At 62.0% G+C, this 17,435-nt stretch carries 16 protein-coding genes; 14 read left to right on the top strand and 2 right to left on the bottom strand.

The window, feature by feature from the left end; all coding sequences use genetic code 11:
* Positions 1 to 48 precede the first annotated feature (48 nt).
* On the top strand, positions 49 to 1,080 hold the full coding sequence (locus tag LDN90_RS16245) for an exonuclease domain-containing protein (RefSeq protein WP_223946361.1): 1,032 nt from the start codon (positions 49 to 51) through the stop codon (positions 1,078 to 1,080).
* Positions 1,081 to 1,104: 24 nt separating this feature from the next.
* Here LDN90_RS16245 and LDN90_RS16240 read toward each other — a convergent pair whose 3' ends face one another.
* Positions 1,105 to 2,175 (bottom strand): ADP-ribosylglycohydrolase family protein, encoded by a 1,071-nt coding sequence (locus LDN90_RS16240; protein ID WP_223946360.1) that lies wholly within the window; start codon positions 2,173 to 2,175, stop codon positions 1,105 to 1,107.
* A gap of 80 nt (positions 2,176 to 2,255) precedes the next feature.
* Here LDN90_RS16240 and LDN90_RS16235 point away from each other — a divergent pair, with 80 nt between their 5' ends.
* The 6 genes from LDN90_RS16235 (at position 2,256) to LDN90_RS16210 (ending at position 9,805) form a co-directional block, all read left to right on the top strand.
* Positions 2,256 to 2,612, top strand: a complete 357-nt coding sequence (locus tag LDN90_RS16235; RefSeq protein WP_308169301.1) for a DUF202 domain-containing protein — start codon at positions 2,256 to 2,258, stop codon at positions 2,610 to 2,612.
* 36 nt (positions 2,613 to 2,648) lie between these two features.
* A complete protein-coding gene (locus tag LDN90_RS16230) occupies positions 2,649 to 2,993 on the top strand; it encodes a DUF202 domain-containing protein (RefSeq protein ID WP_216924157.1) in 345 nt (114 codons plus the stop codon).
* A gap of 137 nt (positions 2,994 to 3,130) precedes the next feature.
* On the top strand, positions 3,131 to 4,054 hold the full coding sequence (locus LDN90_RS16225; RefSeq protein WP_223946359.1) for an aquaporin: 924 nt from the start codon (positions 3,131 to 3,133) through the stop codon (positions 4,052 to 4,054).
* Between the two features lie 71 nt (positions 4,055 to 4,125).
* On the top strand, positions 4,126 to 5,301 hold the full coding sequence (locus tag LDN90_RS16220) for an exonuclease SbcCD subunit D (protein ID WP_223946358.1): 1,176 nt from the start codon (positions 4,126 to 4,128) through the stop codon (positions 5,299 to 5,301).
* Positions 5,298 to 8,306: an SMC family ATPase gene (locus tag LDN90_RS16215; protein ID WP_223946357.1), complete on the top strand. Its 3,009-nt coding sequence runs from the start codon at positions 5,298 to 5,300 to the stop codon at positions 8,304 to 8,306. Before LDN90_RS16220 ends, LDN90_RS16215 begins: the two co-directional genes overlap by 4 nt.
* An 86-nt stretch (positions 8,307 to 8,392) precedes the next feature.
* A complete protein-coding gene (locus LDN90_RS16210; RefSeq protein WP_223946356.1) occupies positions 8,393 to 9,805 on the top strand; it encodes an MFS transporter in 1,413 nt (470 codons plus the stop codon).
* Here the strand turns inward: LDN90_RS16210 and LDN90_RS16205 are convergent.
* Positions 9,796 to 10,407 (bottom strand): TetR/AcrR family transcriptional regulator, encoded by a 612-nt coding sequence (locus tag LDN90_RS16205; RefSeq protein ID WP_223946355.1) that lies wholly within the window; start codon positions 10,405 to 10,407, stop codon positions 9,796 to 9,798. The genes LDN90_RS16210 and LDN90_RS16205 overlap by 10 nt on opposite strands.
* Before the next feature lie 235 nt (positions 10,408 to 10,642).
* Between LDN90_RS16205 and LDN90_RS24215 the strand changes: the two genes are divergently transcribed.
* The 7 genes from LDN90_RS24215 to LDN90_RS16175 are packed head-to-tail and all read left to right on the top strand — an operon-like array spanning position 10,643 to position 17,422.
* The gene (locus LDN90_RS24215) at positions 10,643 to 11,158 is read left to right on the top strand and encodes an amidohydrolase family protein (RefSeq protein ID WP_263426267.1); all 516 of its coding nucleotides are present in this window, start codon (positions 10,643 to 10,645) and stop codon (positions 11,156 to 11,158) included.
* Positions 11,053 to 12,345, top strand: coding sequence for an amidohydrolase family protein (locus LDN90_RS16200; protein WP_263426266.1), 1,293 nt, complete (start codon positions 11,053 to 11,055; stop codon positions 12,343 to 12,345). The genes LDN90_RS24215 and LDN90_RS16200 overlap by 106 nt, the downstream gene beginning before the upstream one ends.
* Before the next feature lie 46 nt (positions 12,346 to 12,391).
* Positions 12,392 to 13,384, top strand: coding sequence for an ABC transporter substrate-binding protein (locus tag LDN90_RS16195; RefSeq protein WP_223946354.1), 993 nt, complete (start codon positions 12,392 to 12,394; stop codon positions 13,382 to 13,384).
* Between the two features lie 27 nt (positions 13,385 to 13,411).
* Positions 13,412 to 14,185: an ABC transporter permease subunit gene (locus LDN90_RS16190; protein WP_223946353.1), complete on the top strand. Its 774-nt coding sequence runs from the start codon at positions 13,412 to 13,414 to the stop codon at positions 14,183 to 14,185.
* Between the two features lie 14 nt (positions 14,186 to 14,199).
* Positions 14,200 to 14,964 carry an ABC transporter permease gene (locus LDN90_RS16185; RefSeq protein ID WP_223946352.1) on the top strand — a complete coding sequence of 255 codons (765 nt, stop codon included), beginning with the start codon at positions 14,200 to 14,202 and terminating at the stop codon, positions 14,962 to 14,964.
* Complete coding sequence (locus LDN90_RS16180; protein ID WP_223946351.1) at positions 14,961 to 15,815, top strand: ABC transporter ATP-binding protein; 855 nt, start codon at positions 14,961 to 14,963, stop codon at positions 15,813 to 15,815. Before LDN90_RS16185 ends, LDN90_RS16180 begins: the two co-directional genes overlap by 4 nt.
* A complete protein-coding gene (locus LDN90_RS16175) occupies positions 15,812 to 17,422 on the top strand; it encodes a sulfatase-like hydrolase/transferase (RefSeq protein WP_223946350.1) in 1,611 nt (536 codons plus the stop codon). The genes LDN90_RS16180 and LDN90_RS16175 overlap by 4 nt, the downstream gene beginning before the upstream one ends.
* The last annotated feature ends 13 nt before the right edge of the window (positions 17,423 to 17,435 follow it).

Genomic DNA, 17,435 nt, shown 5'->3' with positions numbered 1-17,435 from the left:
CCGCGGAAATCGGCAAGAGCCCACCCTTTCCGCCTGTAACCTTGTCCAGTGGCATTGGACTTTACGGCGATCGACTTTGAAACAGCCAACGGCTTCAGGGGGTCGCCGTGTTCGGTCGGCCTCAGCAAAGTCCGCGGCGGTGTGGTGGTGGAAGAAGCCTCCTGGCTCATGCGCCCGCCGGAGAACCATGACCACTTCGAGTTTCACAACACCCGCATCCACGGCATCCGTGCCGAAGACGTTGCCGGCCGTCCCAGATTCGGAGACCTCTTCCCTGAAATTGGCGCCTTCATCGGCAACGACGTACTTGCAGCACACAACGCAGCCTTTGATCTGGGCGTTATCCGATCCGGTTTGGAAGTCTCCGGGCTTGCGGGCCCAGCCTACGAGTACGTTTGCACGGTGATGCTGTCCCGCCGCTGCTACTCATTGGTGTCCAACTCCCTGCCGTATGCAGCGGAGGAAGCGGGAGTACCCTTGGTCAACCACCACGATGCCGCCGAGGACGCACGCGCCTGTGCAGGAATCCTGGTGGACATCGCCCGTCGGAACAACGCCAACAGCATCGCGGAACTCTATCTTTCGCTGGGCCTCACCTTGCCCAGGCAACCTGCCTTCGATCCCATGAATGGCCTCTCCAAGCCCACCCTTGCCGCTCTCGCAGGGGCGGGGTCCAGAGGTAAGAAGGCAGGAAGCCTTGCGGAGCAAACCCTGGAAGGCGCCCTGAACGGTTCGGGTCGTCCATTCTCGGCGTGGCCCGAGGAAGGGCCCAATCCGTTGCCGAATCCCACAGCCGAACCGGGGCACCCACTGTTCGGCCAGACGGTGGTCTTCACGGGCGATCTCATCATGACGCGTCCGGAGGCAAAGTCCCGTGCTGCAGAGATGGGTGCACGACCAGAAAGCAGGGTGACCGCACGCACCACCGTCCTTGTGGTGGGCGACGGGTTCGTGGCCGGAGACCTGCGCGCTGGACGGCTTACAGGAAAGGCGAAGCGGGTTTTGGAACTCCATGCGAAAGGACAGCAGATCGAGGTTGTCTCGGAAGGGGAATTCCTGCAAATGGTGGGCGGAAACTAACACGCGCGTCCGGAGGGCAGCTGATCACCCTGTAGTGACAGCGAGCAACCGGTCCGCCATGCCACGAATGACCTCCGTGCCTTCCAGTGCCCCGAGCCACTCGGCAGGAAGTGCTGTTTCGCCATAGTAGGCGCCCAGGATGTTTCCCGCGATGGAACCGGTGGAATCGCTGTCGCCGCTGTGGTTGATGGCAACCGCGATAGCTTTGCGGAAGTGTTCCGTCGGCTCACTGCATTGCGTGGCCAGGACGGCATAGAGCCCGACGGCGAGTGCTTCCTCAGCGACCCAGCCCTCACCCAGTGCGGTTACCAGCGTTTCAGGACTGAGGGGAGCGGGCTCCGACGACAACCTCAACGCTGCTTCCAAACGGTCACCTAATTCGGGAACCTTGGTCGGGAGGCCGTTAACGTAATCCAGGGCATCAATAGCTGCGGTGCGGACGTCACTGCCGGCCACAATATTCTGGATCATCAAGCTGAAGGCAGCAGCGCTCAGCCGCGCTGACGGGTGTCCGTGAGTCAAGGACGCGGCATCCGAACTGAGTTTGTACACGGCTTCACGCGAGATATGGGGCACGAGTCCAAAGGGTGCTGAACGCATGACCGTGCCGCAACCCTTGGAATCTGGATTGACTGGCCTGGCCACAGTGCCCATGTCTCCTGAAGCCAATCCGCTGAGGCATGTGTTCCCCGGGGCCCGACGACGCCGGAGTACTTCCTGGCCGTCTATCCACCGCGGTTGCGGAACCGGGGCAGAAGGGGAAACCGCAACATCTTGGGTTGCCAGCCAGCGAAGGTAGGCCAGCCAAAGGCAGGCGATCTCATCTGCTGCCACCCCATCATTGGCCCATTCGAGGGCGTCCACCAGGCCATCCACTGTGTACAGCGTCATTTGCGTGTCGTCCGAAAACTGGCCGACATCGTCGAGCTGGTCAAAGGAGGCGAGCCCGGCGGAACCGTAACGGGCACGAATGGCATCAAGGCGGTCGAACTCCACTGCGTAGCCAAGGGCATCACCCAATGCCCCTCCCAGGAGTGTCCCGTGGACGCGGGATTCAAACGACGGGACGGCGGGGGAGGACGCTTCAAGACTCATGCCATCAACTTACCGTGCCGCGGAACACCGCTGATATGGTTGGGAGGCTGCCCAGCACTAGGAAAATTTGGAGAGACGACGTGCGTGAACCGGCTTGGCGACGTACAGGCAAGACACCTGACTACAGGTTCTCCCTGGCGAACGAACGCACCTTCCTTGCCTGGATCCGTACCTCGCTGGCATTGCTGGCTGGGTCGATTGCCATTGATCAGCTGGCTCCGAACATTGCCCCCCAGCCAGTCAGGATCGTCCTCTGTGTGCTTCTGTCCCTCATCGGCGCCGGCCTGGCCGCACTGTCATACCGCAGGTGGGGGCAAATGGAAGCTGCCATGCGCAACGATGAAGCCCTGCCGTTCTCCTGGGTCATGCTGCTCATGACGATCGTGGTGGCAGTGGCAGCATTCGCTTTCGCCGTACTGATTTTGGTGGCGCGATGACCCGGTTTGCGTGATGACGAGGCTTGCGAGTTGAGCATGGACCTCCGTGATCCCGGTCTGCAGCCGGAACGAACCACGCTGGCCTGGCGCCGCACCCTCATTTCGCTTGTGGTGGTGGATCTGTTCATCTGGCGCAGTTGGCTTACCTCAGAGCCCTCGACGGGCCGTCTCATTCCGGGCCTTCCCGGGCTGGATTACCAAGGTATCTGCGCTCTCATGGCTGCTGCCGCCACCATTGTCCTGGCTTGTGTGGTGTGGGTCCGCTCACGGCAGCTTCATGCTGGAAACGAAGCAGCTTCGGCACGACTCATCTTTGTCAGCACCCTTGCCGTGATTGGGCTGGGCGGAACCGCGATCGCGGCCATCGCCCTGGGCGGCTAAGCTCGGATCGGGAGTCAGCAGGGACTCAGCAACTGTTCAGACTCAACTGGCAGGATGCTCAAGGGCTTTCCCTCGCCCAGCGCGCAACGAAGCCTGTCAGCTGGTCCAACACCACCAATCGTAAGGAATCATTCGACATGACCTCTCCTGTGCAAGCCACGACCGACCACGAACCGGTGCTGTTCGCGCGGCTGTCAGCTGAAGCCGTCGGTTCGATGTTTGTTGTCCTCGTGGCCGTGGGTGTGTCGATCTTCTCGAACCCTTCATCAGCGCCCCTACCCGCCGCCCTTGCGACCGGCCTGACGGTGACAGTGGCCATGCTGGCCTTCGGCCATGTTTCCGGCGGTCACTTCAACCCGATAATCACTCTGGGCAACCTGATTGCCGGCCGTATCCGTGCGCTGGCAGCCGTGGCGTACCTTGCGGCCCAAATCATCGGTAGCGTCATCGGCGCAGCTCTCGCCTTCGTTGTGGTTCTGACAGTTCCGGTCCTGACGGATGCGCGGGCGGCCTTTGGCTCTGTGGCGGCCGGTTATGGAGAGCATGCTGCAGCCCAGACCCAGATGGCAGGGGTCTTGATCGTTGAAGTTGTTGGCTCCGCATTGCTGGTTGCAGTGTTCCTTGGAGCGACTGCCGGACGCCGCGCCTTTCCTGCCGTGGCTCCCTTTGCTGTAGGCCTTTGCGTCGCCGTGTTGCTGCAGTTTGGCCAGGTTTTGGGCAACCTCCCCTTCAATCCGGCACGCGCAACTGCCCTGGCTTTCTTCAGCCCCTCGTGGGCGGTGGAAGGACTGTGGCTCTTCTGGGTGGCGCCGCTGATGGGGGCTGCACTGGCCGGACTGGCTTTCCGCGGCTTTGCCTACGCCTCCGCGGCCACCAGCCTTGGAGATGACTCGGCGTCAGCGACGGCCGGAACCATTGAAGGCGAGCACCTGGATGTGGATGACACTGACGATTTCCAGGCAGAGGCAGAGGCAGAGGCAGTGGCAGTGGAGACCGGGACTGTTCGGAAAGAAGCTGCCGCAGATGACGCACGCAACTTCTTTGACGGAAAGAAGGGCTAGCAGCCGGACAGGATCGACGCCGGACGGCCTGTCTGCGCTTTTTTGTCGGTGCCCACAGTTAGCTTGAAAATATGCGGTTACTCCATACCTCCGATTGGCATCTCGGCCGGTCATTCCACGGCGTTGGCATGCTTGAAGCCCAGCGCGGTTTCGTGGACCAGCTCGTATCCTTCGTGGAAGCGAAGTCTGTAGACGTCGTCCTCATTGCGGGTGACGTCTATGATCGCGCCCTGCCTGGACTCGACGTCGTCAAACTTCTCGACGACGCCTTGGTGCGTATTACCCAAGCCGGTGCCACCGTAGTGCTCACCAGCGGCAACCACGATTCGGCCATTCGGCTCGGATTCGCGTCCCGCTTGCTCGAACGCGGCGGTGTTCACCTCAGGACAAGGGTGGAGGACCTGGACGTTCCCGTGCTTGTTCCCTTCGGAAAAGATGGGGAGAGCAGCGCCACACTTGCGATCTATGGGATTCCCTATTTGGAACCGCGGCTTGTCGCGGACCGGCTGGAAGTGGAGACCGCGAGTCATTTCGAGGTCACCCGTAAAGCAACCGAGCGGATTCGGCGCGACCTCCAGGACCGCCGCAAATCAGGCGCAGTGCATCCAGTGGTCCTTGCACACACTTTTGCCAGTGGGGGTATCACTTCTGACAGTGAACGGGACTTGAGCATCGGAGGGTTGGGTGCGGTGCCCTTGGATCTCTTCGAGGATTTTGCGTACACGGCACTCGGTCACTTGCACGGCCGGCAGGAACTGGCCCCGAATGTCCGCTACTCCGGCTCCCCGCTGGCTTATTCGTTCTCCGAAGCCAAACATTGCAAGGGCGCGTGGTTGATTGACATCGATGCCGATGGAAGCAGAGGTGTCCAGGAAGTTCTTTGGGAAGCTGCCAAGAGCCTGGCCGTGTTGCGAGGCAAGCTGAACGATCTCCTTGAATCAGGCGAGCACTCCTGGGCTGAAGGTGCCTATTGCCACATCACCCTCACGGATGCCGAACGGCCCGCCCAGGCTATGGAGCAGCTCCGAACCCGCTTTCCTGACACCTTGGTCCTGTCCTTCGACCCCGAGGGTGCTGGGCCCAAAGACAAGGTCAGTTACAGCAGCAGGCTTGCAGCCGCCCAGGACGACCTCGAAGTCTGCTGTGGATTCCTGGAACACGTTCGTGAGCGCAGTCCCGGGTCTGCGGAAGAAGCTGCCCTTCGTGCTGCCCTCGAGGCCGTGCGCCTGGAGGAGGCTGAGCTATGAGAATTCATCGACTGGAAATTGAGGCTTTCGGGCCTTTTGCCACTGCGCAGCACATTGATTTTGATCAACTCAGTGCGCAGGGTTTGTTTTTGCTTAATGGCGCCACCGGGGCAGGTAAGACCAGCATCCTCGATGCCATCTGTTTCGCCCTCTATGGCTCCGTTCCGGGTGCGCGCCAGGAAGGTAAGCGCCTTCGCAGCGATCATGCAGCGCCGGGTGCCGAACCACGTGTGGTGTGTGAATTCTCGGCCCGTGGCAGGCGTTTCGAAGTCAGGCGTTCCCCGGCTTGGGAACGCCCCAGCGCGCGTGGCCGGAACGGTTTCACCACCCAACAAGCCAAGACGCTGCTCCGCGAGTGGGTTTCCGGAGTCTGGGAGGAAAAATCTTCGCGGAATGACGAAGTCGGCGCCGAGCTCTCCGAGCTTTTGGGCATGGACCGGGACCAGTTCACGCGCGTTGTGATGCTTCCCCAAGGTGACTTTGCGGCGTTCCTGCGCTCCAAAGCCAATGATCGGCTCGAGCTCCTCCAAAAACTCTTTGGGACGCAGCGATTCGAGTCTGTGGAGAAGCAAATTGCGCGGCAGGCAGCCGAAGCTGCGCGCGCCGTCCAGGACAATGCGGCTGAACTGAAGATGTTGCTTGGCAGGGCGGCCGCAGAACGGGAGCAGCTTGGCCTTTCCGATGCGCTGGCAAATGTAGAGACAGCTGCCGAGGGGCCAGAGGCATGGCTCGCGGCCCTGGAGATGGAGCTGCTGGAAGAAGGTGGGCGACGTAAAGACGAGGCCACCGCAGCTGATGCCCAGGCCACAAGGCTTGCCGAACAACTTCAGGAGGACCAGGAGAAGGCGCAGCGGCATGCCAGGCTCGCTGCGGGGATGCAGCGGCGGGTTCTGCATGAACTGGCTGCTGCGCGGGCACTGGAAAATAAGGAAAAGCTGGGAGGACATCGCCGTGCCGCCGTCCTTGGGGGACAACTGGACGCCTTGGACGCTGCGGACCGTAAGTTCCGGTCTGCCTTGGTGGAGAGGGACAGATCCCGGGAGCAGCTTGAATCCAAGGGCATGGATGCGGCACATCCTGTGGTTGCGCTTGAGACAGTAAAGACCACCCTTGCCGTCCTCGAAGCCCGGCTTCCAGATGAGCGGCGCATGGAGGATGTTGCCACACGACTCTCAACCAAACGAACAGAACACTCCAGCCACCTGACGGCCGCCCAAGCAGCAGAAGAGTCCCTGCACCACCTTCGAGCCGAGGAATCAGCGGTAGAGGCCGGGATGGAAGCACTGGAACCCTCGGCTGCCCGCGTCGAACACCTGGAGCGCGAGGCAGCCGCCGCCGCCGAACTAGTGTCGATTGTGTCCCGTCATAAAGCTGCAGCCGCCAAGTTGAAGGACGTCACTGAGCGCCACGCCCGCGCCCGCAACAAAACGCAGGACCTCAGGCAAGCATGGCTTGACGTGAGGGAGGCACGCTTGGCCAATGCCGCCGGTGAGCTCGCGGCAGCCCTAGCGCCTGGGCAGCCTTGCGCCGTTTGTGGCAGCAACGAGCACCCGAACCCCGCCGCCGCAGCCCGCTCTGCTCTTTCCATCGCCCAGGAAGAGGAAGAGGCCAGCAAACTATTTGAAGCCAGCGAGAAGGCTCTGGGACGCAGCGCGGAAGAGGTATCAGCAGCCGCACAGTTGCTGGCGGGCCTTGCTGCCCAGGGCGGCTCCGCAGATGCAGAGGAATCGGCCGCCCGTTTGGCCGCATCCGAAGCTGCGGCGATCGAAGCCCGAAAGGCTTCTGGTGCGTTGGAGAAGCTCCGCAAAAAGCATGAGGATCTCATTAAACGCATTGCCCTCGTGCAGGAGGAGCATGCCGGGTCAACGAATGCCGCCTCGCAAGCAAGCTCTGCTGTCGAGTTGCTTCAGGAACAGTACCTTGTGATTGAACAGGAGCTAGCCGGCCTGAGGCAGGGCTTCGCCAGCCTTCATGCGCGGGCAGAAGCCCTCACCTCCCAGCGTTTGCTGCTTCAGGCTGCCGTGGATGCCGCGAACGAACTCGAACGTGCCGGGGCTGCGCGCCTGGAGGCGCTCGCGGCCCTGGAAAGGGCACTGCCCGGGTCCGGATTTTCATCGGTCGAGGATGTGCGTCGCGAGCTCATGTCACCCTCGGATGTTGTGGCATTGGAGAATGCCCTCGCAGATTTCGAGGCCGAAGCTGCCCGCCTGGATGAACTGTTTGCCGGCGAGGAACTGGTCATGGCAGCGAAGGAAGTCAGCATAGGCGAACTGCCTCTGTCGGAGGACGAACTCAGGGTCGCCAAGACTGAGGCTGCCAACGCCATGGAAGCTGCAAAGGCACTGGCGCTTTCGGCGGGGCTCGCTAGCAAAGCTGTGCGATCTGTGCAGAGGATCCGCGCGGAGTATCAAAACCTTGCCGCGGCAGGAAGGGAACCGCGCGAGCATGCCAACTTGTTGGGTGGTCTGGCGGACACCCTTCGCGGCGCAGGAGACAACAGCTACCGAATGAACCTTAACAGTTACGTGTTGGCTGCAAGGCTGGAGCAAGTGGCGATCGCGGCCTCAGAGAGACTCGTTGCCATGAGCGACGGACGCTACACCTTGCAACACTCTGACGCCCGGGCTGCACGGAACCAGAAATCCGGTCTCGGACTGGAAGTGGTGGATGAATGGACGGGCCAGCGACGTGACACATCCACGCTCTCCGGCGGAGAATCCTTCATGGCGTCCTTGTCGCTGGCCCTTGGCCTTGCGGATGTTGTACAGCAGGAGGCCGGCGGAGTGGACATTGAAACGCTGTTTGTCGATGAAGGCTTCGGAAGCCTGGACGAGCAAGCCTTGGAACAGGTTATGGACGCCTTGGAGGGTTTGCGCGACGGCGGCCGGGTCGTGGGGCTGGTGAGCCACGTGGCAGAAATGAAGCAACGCATCAGCAGCCAGTTGCACGTGGTCAAGGGCCGCCATGGTTCCACTGTGGTTGTTGCCGAAGCAATGCCTGCCTGAGCCGCATCCGATAGACTTGATCCGTTACACCGGGTCGCGCGCATCGGGAGGAGGGACGATGCGCAGACTTTAGCGAACCCGGAATCATGGAAAAATCTTCACTGGCCTCAAGGTCACTGCCTTCGCAACTGACCACAACCTCGTCCTCGCATCGATCCCGCCTGCCCGGGAGGTTCGCACGGCTGCCTGAGCTCGCCGGGCCGGGGTTCCTGCCCCTCGGCCTCTTCGCAAGACTCCCTTTGGCAATGCTCACCGTGGGAACACTGACCTTGGTTACAGCAGTGAGTCATTCTTACGCAATCGGTGGCATGGCTGCCGGGGCAGTAGGTATCGGTTCAGCCGCTGGAGCCCCTGTCCTCGGCTCGCTGGCCGATCGCGCCGGCCAACGTGTCGTGTTGCTCGTAGCGGCAGTGGTCAATACCCTGGCCGTTGCCGGCCTCCTTGCCACCGCCTACCTGAGCCCAAGCTATGCCTCTGCGCTGGACGCGACAGGGGTGCTCGTTGCAGGTTTCCTGGCTGGTGCGAGCTGCCCGCAGGTTGGCCCAATGGCCCGTGTTCGCTGGATGGCGCTGACCACCCGGAATTTGTCGACAGCACGCAAGGCCAGTGGTTCCGCCGGAGACGCTGCCGCAGCCAGTGCGCCCGCGAGCGGTAGCCGGAGCGTCGCTGCCAGTCGCGCGGATCTGGACACCGCGCTGTCCTATGAAAGCACCGCTGACGAGATCACTTTCGTGTTAGGACCGGCCCTTGTGGGTATTCTTGCCAGCCTGGTTGCTCCGTGGCTGCCTCTGGCCATGGCGGCGGTCATGACCATTACGCTTGTACCGGCCTTCGCAGTGCACCCCAGCCAGCAAGCCGTGGTGCCGGCACTGCGGAAGGCCACGGCCGTCGTCGTGGGAAGCGCGGGTGAACACATAGCCCGACGACGGAACCGCTGGGCGGGCGCCGTAGTGGCCGTTCCGGTGGTGGCCATGGTGTGCATGGGTACCTTTTTTGGTGCGACGCAGAATGCCCTGAGCGCCTTTTCTGCCCAGTACGCAACCGCGGAAATCGCCGGGCTCCTTTACTCCGTGATGGGTTTGAGCTCTGCCGTGGCGGCGTTGTCCGTTGCTTTCTGGCCGCAGCGCTTCAGCCTCGCGGCCAGGTGGGTTGCCGCTGCCCTGGCGATGTCGTTGTTCGCGCTCCTGTTACTGGTTCCCGCCGGAATCTGGCCCATGGTGTTGGTTCTGCTGCTGCTGGGAATCCCCGTGGGACCAGTCATGGTCACGGTGTTCAGCATCGGTGGCGTGGTTGCCCCCACCGGCCGTATTGCTACCGTGATGACGGCCCTGGCCAGCGGGATCGTGGCCGGTACTGCGCTTGGTTCCTACCTTGCCGGGCAGTTGGCACAGACCCAGGGTCCCGGTGCAGCCTTCGCTGTATCCCTGGCTGCGGCAGCAGGCTTGTTGGTACTTGGAGTTCTGACTTATCTGGTCATGAAGCGTCGGCGTCAGTCGTAGTCCAGTGCTCCGGCGAGGGAGCGGGCCATTAACTCCACCAGGCGCATTGACCGTTCTTCGTTGGGGTCAGCCAGATGCTGCATGCTGATGCCGTCTATACCGGAGATGAAGAGGCGGGTGACGTCCTCAAGATTGTGCGGGACTGTCTCGCTGGCGGCATCTGCCGCGCCGCGGAACAGCTCCAGGGTTGAACTGACCCAGCCGTCGTACATGGAGCGGTTCATCAGCAGGGCCTGGGGCTGGTCATCGGCCTCGACGCGGAATCGCCGGAGCAAAAGCTCGAAGGTGGTCACCTGCTCATGCGGATTCTCCAGCATGCGCGTCCAGATTCGCCGGGCGTGGGCTCCGATCATATGGCGCAGGCCCAATCCGGGATCAGCGACTGGTTTCAATGCCTTCGCATAATCGCGGCTGAGGAAGTTGTAGACCTCTTCCAGAAGCTCGTCCTTGCTACGGAAACAGTAGTGGAGTGCCGCAAGCGGCGCGTCGGCTTCACTGGCGATCCGGCGCGTTGTAGCCGAGGCGAGCCCATCCTGGGCAATGACCCGTGCCGCAGCCTCAACAAACTGCAGCCGCCTTGCTTCGGCGGGAACCCTGGCCATCCGCGCCCCTTCCTGTCCTCAGTCATATCCGTGATCAGGCACGCCGATCATCGTCTCATCGATCCTAGGCGCTGTGCGCCTGGGCTGGCTCCTGACAATGCCGTGGAGCCTTTGGAAAGACCCTTGAAAAGAATTTTACCGGAAAACCTAGTCAAGTGACCCAGTCAGGCGACATACTTCTTTTTAGAACGTTGTTGCCTGCATCACATGGGATGCAGTGACCTGAGGAGAACCGATGCAAGAACTTGCCGATCTGGTGATCGTCAATGCCTCGGTCCACACGATGGACCCGGCAAAACCGGACCGGATGTCAGACGCCTTGGCCATCAGGGATGGACGCATTCTGGCAATCGGAAGCACAGACACTGCGAGGGCGATTGGGCCCAACACCGTGGTTGTGGATGCCGCCGGAGGTGCTCTCATTCCCGCAATTAATGACGCCCACCTGCATTTCGTTTCGGCGGCAATGGCGGCATTTGGTTATGTGCGGCTGGATCCATCAATCGCACCGGATTGGGCGGCCGTGGTGGAAATCATTAACAGTGCGCCAGCAGGGGAGGACGGCTGGGTTCGTGCCCATGGTTGGGACGAGGCGCTGCTCGGACCAGCGAGCGGATATTTGCTGGATTGCCGCCCGGTACCCCGGTGGTTGCGTTCGACAGCACAGGCCATCAACTTCTCGCCAATAGTGAAGCGCTGTGTCGGGCCGGCATCACTGCTGCTACGGCAGACATCGACGGTGGCACAGTGATGCGGGCCGGCGATGGCAGCCCAACAGGCCTTCTTCAGGACGGCGCCATACAACTGGTCTCAAGGATGATGCCACCGGTACCGAACGCGACGCTTCGCCCTGCGCTGCTGCAATTGCAGGAACAGCTGCACTCGCTGGGCATCGCGTCGCTGACAGATCCGGGCCTGGGCCCTGCCAGTGCCGGACTGATGGACGGTGCGGGCTCGACGGCGGCAGTTGAGTTGCTCGGCGACCTCGCCGCAGCTGGTGAACTGACACTAAGGATCAATGTCCTGATGCTGTTCGCGGGGACCGGGGGAGCCGATGCGAAGGCCATCGACGAGGGCCTGCGAAGCGGACTGGCCAACACCTACGTGAACAGGGGCATCGATCCGGAGCAGCTGCGGATTGCCGGCGTCAAGATATTCGCCGACGGCATTCCGCGCAGCGGTACCGCGTGGATGAGCGAACCATATGGAAACGCCTGCACGCATGGCCACCTGGTGATCCAAGGTGCCAATGACGGCCAAAGGGTCGCCGAACTCCACCGGATACTTCGGCTTATCAACGACGCGGGACTGCAGGCAGGAGTCCATGCAACGGGCGACGCCGCCACATCCGCGGCCGTGGAAGCAATTGTGGCGGCGGCCGATGGATCCGCTGAAGCTGGCTCCAAAGTGGCCGGAAATCGCCACTACATCATCCATGGCGCCTTCACTGACATCGAAACCCTGGCCACCATGGCTTCCCACCACATCGGCTACAGCACCAACCCGCTGATCCGCGAGGAGGCGGGGGACATGATGCGCCAGGTATTGGGCGAGGAACGGTTCTCCCGCCACCAGCCACTGAATTCTGCGCTGGAGGCCGGCGTGCACTTCAACCTGGCCTCCGACGCTCCCGTGACCAGTCCCGACTGGCGCCGGACTGTGGCGGCTGCTGTTCGTCGTGCCACCCGCTCCACGCCAGGCAACCCCGGCGATCCTGAACGGATCACCGGACTCCAAGCGCTCGCCGCTATGACCATAGGCGCAGCTTGGCAAGACCACGCAGAACATTTCAAGGGAGCACTGTCACCTGGAATGGCCGCAGATCTTTGCCTGCTGTCAAACCCCTGGCCGGATGACGAGGAGATCGAGAAGCTCCTCGACGCCGAGGTCAGGCTCACCCTGAGCGGTGGCCGCATAGTCCACCAATCCAACAGCTAGAACAATCCCCTCCGTTCCAACCATTTCGCGATTCAAGGAGCACCACATGCGACGCAGTTTTCCTTTGGCACTGGCCGCAGTCCTGTCCATGGCACTTGCCGCCTGCGGCGGCGGGTCAGGCCCGGCTTCCACCCCGGCCGCTGACGGCACCACCACACTGAAGGTGGGTACCATCGGTATCGGCTCCGATGCCGCGATCCAGCTCGCCATCAACAAGGGCTACTTCAAGGAACAGGGCATCAACGTCGAGACTTCCGTTATTGCCAACCCGCCCGCCGGCATTGCGGCTGCCCAAAGCGGCCAGATCGATCTCACCTATACACCCTCCATCCCGCTGCTGAATGCGCTGAGCCAGAACGTGCCACTGAAGATCATCGCTGCTGCTGATGGCTATAAAGACGGCGCAGGGAAATCCACCGACCTCAACAGGGTCGATGACACGGGGCTCCTGGTCCAGAAGGCATCGTCGATCTCCCGGCCAAAAGACCTTGAAGGCAAGAGCGTCAGCGTCCCTGCCCGCAAGGCACAACTGGAAGTCACCGTCAGCAAGCTCGTCAAGGACGACGGCGGCGATCCCGCGAAGGTGAACTGGATGGTCCTGGATCCTTCATCGGCCCTTCAATCCCTGAACTCGGGACGCGTCGATGCAGCGTCGCTCGTTGCACCTTTCACGTCGAAGGCGATGTCCGAGGGCAACAGGCTGCTGGCATCGCCGGGCGTCGAATTCTTTGAACAGGGCGCAATCGGCCTCTGGGTTTCGGGTGCCAACACCGTGAAATCCAAGGAGAAGGCCTTGCAGGGTTTCAAGGCAGCCATCCAAAAGGCCAATGCCTACGCCAACGCCCACATCGAAGAGGCACAGCAACTCAGCGCCGAGATCACCAAGACCCCGCTGGACGTCGTCAAATCAGGAGCAGTGAACTACTGGCCTGAGGACGTCCGCACGGAGGACATTGAAAGGGCCAACGAGAACCTTGCGGACCTCGGTTTCCTGAGTGCACCCGTGAAGCTGCCGGGCGATCTTGTCTTCGGAAAGTAGGCGCGAACCGAACATGGGAGGCTCATCATGAAAGGGTCCATCCGCCCATTGACCTTCAGTGCGCTGGGCATTGCGGCAGTGCTGGTCATCTGGCAGGTCCTTGCCGAGGCAAAGGTGGCAGGAAATGCCCTGCCGCCAGCCACCACTGTTTTCAGCACACTGGCAACCATCCTGGGGACGGCTACGTTCTGGTCCTCGTTGGGAGCCACGATCGGGATCGCCCTGCTGGCGCTGGCTTTGTCTGCGGTGGCAGGCGTCATCCTGGGCCTGCTTGTCGGGACTTTTGAGACCGTCAGGTTCGCTACGTTGGCGGTGCTGGAATTCCTGAAGCCCGTTCCGCCCATCGTCATTCTTCCCTTGGCGGTGCTGGTACTGGGCCCAACCGGGGAGATGTCCTTGTTCCTGGTGGTGTTCGGCTGCCTCCTCCCGATCGTCATGCAGACTGTCGACGGAGTCCAGAGCACTGATCCCGTAGCCAGGGACACTGCCCGGTCCTACGGCATGCGCGAGCCCGAAATCCTGGCCCGCGTGGTCCTGCCCAGCGCCATGCCTTACATCGGAACCGCCATGCGGGTTGCTGCCCCGGCCGCCTTGGTGGTCACAGTGGTAGCGGGTCTGCTCGGCGGTGGCCCGGGCCTGGGCCAAAGCATTTACCAAGCCCAGGCGGCCGGTGATTACGCCAGCCTCTACGGCATGGTGATCGTCCTGGGCGTTCTGGGCCTCCTGTTCCAAGGTGCCACGCGGCTGGCCGAGCGCCGTGTCCTGCACTGGCATGAGTCCTACCGTGAAGTGATGCCGTGATGAGAAACCCCACAATGAGAAATTGGTTGATCGGCGCCGGAGCGCCCGTGCTGTTGTTGGTGGCTTGGTGGTTCCTGTCCGAGAGCTCACTCGACCCCTTCTTCCCGCCGTTGCGCACCATCGTTGGCCGGTTCCAGGAGCTCTGGCTCTTTGAGCACTTCCAGTCAGATGTGCTGCTGAGCCTGGGAAACCTGTTCCTGGGATTTGCCATCGCAGCCTTTGCGGGGATTGCCATCGGGTTCGTGACGGCTCTTGTTCCCCCGGTTCGCTGGATGGTGGATCCGTTGATCCACTTCCTTCGGGGAATACCTCCGGTTGCCCTGGTGCCGATCTTCATCTCCCTCATTGGATTCGGCACCCAGATGCGCGTGACCAGCATAGCGCTGGCAGCGCTGTTCCCAACGATGATCGCCACCGTGGACGGTATCCGTGGGGTGGGCAACGACCTCATGGACGTGGCGAGGGTCTATCGGCTGACCCGGAGGGAGCGCGTCCTGAACATCCTGCTTCCCGCGGCCGCGCCGCAAATCTTCTCCGGCTTGCAGGTCAGCCTGCAGGTTGCCTTCATCGTGATGATCGCCAGCGAGATGCTGGGCAGTTCCCAAGGCATTGGAGCCATGACGCTGCTCGCGCAGCAGAGCTTCATGACAGCGGACATGTGGGCCGGGATCCTGCTCCTGGGCGTCATCGGATTCCTTGTCAATGTCCTCTTCAGCCTGCTCAGACGCAAGGTCCTGTCCTGGTACATCGGCTCCCGGCGCATGGCGCGTGCAGCATGAGCATCCGACAGGCCCCGAGCCTTTCCACCCGAAACAGAAAGTCCGCCATGGCACAGCAACCAGAAACCCGCATTAACGCGACCACCCCACGGTTGGACGTGGCTCACCTGGCCAAGAGCTACGGGAGTGGGGAAAAATCCCATGCAGTCATCGAAGACCTCACTTTCACCGTGGATGCCGGCGAGGTTGTCTGCATCGTCGGTCCCTCCGGCGTCGGAAAGACGACCCTCCTGAAATGCCTGGCCGGGCTTCATCCGGCCAGCAGCGGACGGGCGGCCATCGATGGCCGCCCCATCAGTGGCCCACCGCGGGAAATGGCGCTGGTTTTCCAGGACTACAACCGTTCGCTCATGCCGTGGCTGACGGTCAGGAAGAACCTCGTTCTTCCTTTGCGGCACCTCAAGTTGCCCGCAGCGGAACTGAAAGAACGCTGCGACAGCGCACTGGCCGCCGTCGGGCTTTCCCACGCCGACAACCAATACTCGTGGCAGTTATCCGGCGGCATGCAGCAGCGTGTGGCGATTGCCCGTGCCCTCGCATACCGGCCGGAGATCCTTATCATGGACGAGCCCTTCGCTTCTGTGGACGCACAGACACGCTTCGACCTCGAAGACCTGTGCCTGAAGATCAGGAAGGACTTCAACATGACCATTCTGGTGGTGACTCATGACATCGACGAAGCCGTCTATCTGGCAGACCGCGTTGTGGTCCTGGGCTCCAAGCCGGCCCGCGTCCTGAAGATCGTCGGCGTCGACCTACCGGCTCCGCGCGACCAGATCACCACGCGCTCGCTTCCGGAGTTCGCACGCCAGCGCACGGAAGTGCTGTCCCTCATCAAGAGGCCGGTATGACGCGGGAGCGCGGCAGTGCCGCCAAGGGCAGGCCCAACGTCCTGTTCTTCATCGCGGACCAGTTGCGGGCCGACCACTTGGGCTTCGGTGGCAATCAGGTCGTCCGGACGCCCAACCTTGATGCGCTCGCAGCCCGAAGCGTGGTATTCGAGAATGCGACGGTGGCGAACCCTACCTGCATGCCCAACAGGGCCAGCTTGATGACTGGCCGGTGGCCCTCGGCGCACGGGACGCGCTGCAACGGAATTACGTTGGATCCGTTGACGCAGACTGTTCCCGGATCCTTGGCAGCGGGCGGTTACCGCACTGTGGGAGTAGGAAAACTGCACCACCAAAACATGGGGTGGGAGTTTGAGCCGCACCAGGCCAAGGAGATCCGGAGCACCGATCCGATGCTCCTGGATCCAACAGTTGGTGACGCCCGCCGGCAAGGCTACGCTCCCGGTTGGGATCAGTGGGAGAACCGCGAGGCGCACGATAAACGCTTCATCGGGCTCCCTGCCGACTATTACGGCTACCAACACGTGGACCTCGTCATTGGTCATGGGGACCGGCCCGGAGGCCACTATGTGCATTGGGCCAGGGAACGTGGCGTCGACCCCGAAACGCTGGGAGGTGCAGGCAACTCCGCCAGCCGGTATGGCGGATGGGACCAGGTGTACCAGACAGCCATTCCCCCTGAAGTGCATCCCACCAGCTATGTGGGCGAGAAGGCAATTGAGCATCTGAAGGACGCGGCGGGCCAGGACCAGCCCTTCTTCATGTTTGTCTCATTCCCTGATCCCCACCACCCCTTTTCACCCCCGGCAGGCTACGCGGACCTCTACGATCCTGGTGCGTTGCCCCTGCCGCTGGGTTTCGACCAGGATCACTCGGCGTCTCCGGCGCATATCCAGGCAATGATGGAACACCGGGGCCATCCGAACCCGGACCCCACCATGACCTGGGCAGCAACAGAGGAACAATACAGGCACGCGGCGGCGGCACAATACGGCCTGATCACTATGATGGACGAGCACATCGGCCGAATCCTGGACGAGCTTGATCGCCAAGGCCTCGCCGAGGACACCATCATCGTTTTCACCAGTGACCACGGAGACTTGTTTGGCGACCACGGCCTCATGCTCAAACACTTTGTCCACTACCGTGCGGTGACGAATGTTCCCTTGATCGTGCACGTTCCGGGCACCCCGGCGGCCCGCACCCAGGCCCTCGTTTCCAGTGCCGATCTGGCACCAACCTTGCTCGAGCTCACTGGTTCGACGTCCTACCGGGGCATCCAGGGCCGCTCCCTGGTTCCTCTGCTGCAAGGATCTGCGCAGAGGCACCGGGACGCTTTGCTGGTGGAGGAAGAGCAGCCATTCGGACTCGATGGTCTCCCCGGGCCGGTGAGGATGCGGACGGTCATTACAGCAGAGGGCAGGCTGACGCTTTACTTCGGTACCGACGTCGCCGAACTGTACGATCACCGCACAGACCCCGGCGAACTGCTCAACCGGGCAGGTGATCCTGCCTTCGCCGGGTTGGAGGGGCGCCTGCTGTGGGCAATGCTGAACGAGATGGCTGCTGTGGCAGATGAAGGCACAGCTCCGACGGCGGCAGCCTAGTCATTTGCCCGGC

The sequence above is a fragment of the Arthrobacter sp. NtRootA1 genome, assembly GCF_019976975.1.
Classification (GTDB): Bacteria; Actinomycetota; Actinomycetes; order Actinomycetales; family Micrococcaceae; genus Arthrobacter; species Arthrobacter aromaticivorans.
Note: the sequence above shows the minus strand (reverse complement) of the source record. Positions and strands in the feature narration are given on the sequence as shown.

Bases quoted from the DNA above. Each gene is read 5' to 3' on its own strand.
- LDN90_RS16240 (WP_223946360.1), bottom strand. From the start codon at position 2,175: ATGAGTCTTGAAGCGTCCTCCCCCGCCGTCCCGTCGTTTGAATCCCGC.
- LDN90_RS16230 (WP_216924157.1), top strand. From the start codon at position 2,649: ATGGACCTCCGTGATCCCGGTCTGCAGCCGGAACGAACCACGCTGGCC.
- LDN90_RS16225 (WP_223946359.1), top strand. From the start codon at position 3,131: ATGACCTCTCCTGTGCAAGCCACGACCGACCACGAACCGGTGCTGTTC.
- LDN90_RS16220 (WP_223946358.1), top strand. From the start codon at position 4,126: ATGCGGTTACTCCATACCTCCGATTGGCATCTCGGCCGGTCATTCCAC.
- LDN90_RS16215 (WP_223946357.1), top strand. From the start codon at position 5,298: ATGAGAATTCATCGACTGGAAATTGAGGCTTTCGGGCCTTTTGCCACT.
- LDN90_RS16210 (WP_223946356.1), top strand. From the start codon at position 8,393: ATGGAAAAATCTTCACTGGCCTCAAGGTCACTGCCTTCGCAACTGACC.
- LDN90_RS16205 (WP_223946355.1), bottom strand. From the start codon at position 10,407: ATGGCCAGGGTTCCCGCCGAAGCAAGGCGGCTGCAGTTTGTTGAGGCT.
- LDN90_RS24215 (WP_263426267.1), top strand. From the start codon at position 10,643: ATGCAAGAACTTGCCGATCTGGTGATCGTCAATGCCTCGGTCCACACG.
- LDN90_RS16195 (WP_223946354.1), top strand. From the start codon at position 12,392: ATGCGACGCAGTTTTCCTTTGGCACTGGCCGCAGTCCTGTCCATGGCA.
- LDN90_RS16190 (WP_223946353.1), top strand. From the start codon at position 13,412: ATGAAAGGGTCCATCCGCCCATTGACCTTCAGTGCGCTGGGCATTGCG.
- LDN90_RS16185 (WP_223946352.1), top strand. From the start codon at position 14,200: ATGAGAAATTGGTTGATCGGCGCCGGAGCGCCCGTGCTGTTGTTGGTG.
- LDN90_RS16180 (WP_223946351.1), top strand. From the start codon at position 14,961: ATGAGCATCCGACAGGCCCCGAGCCTTTCCACCCGAAACAGAAAGTCC.
- LDN90_RS16175 (WP_223946350.1), top strand. From the start codon at position 15,812: ATGACGCGGGAGCGCGGCAGTGCCGCCAAGGGCAGGCCCAACGTCCTG.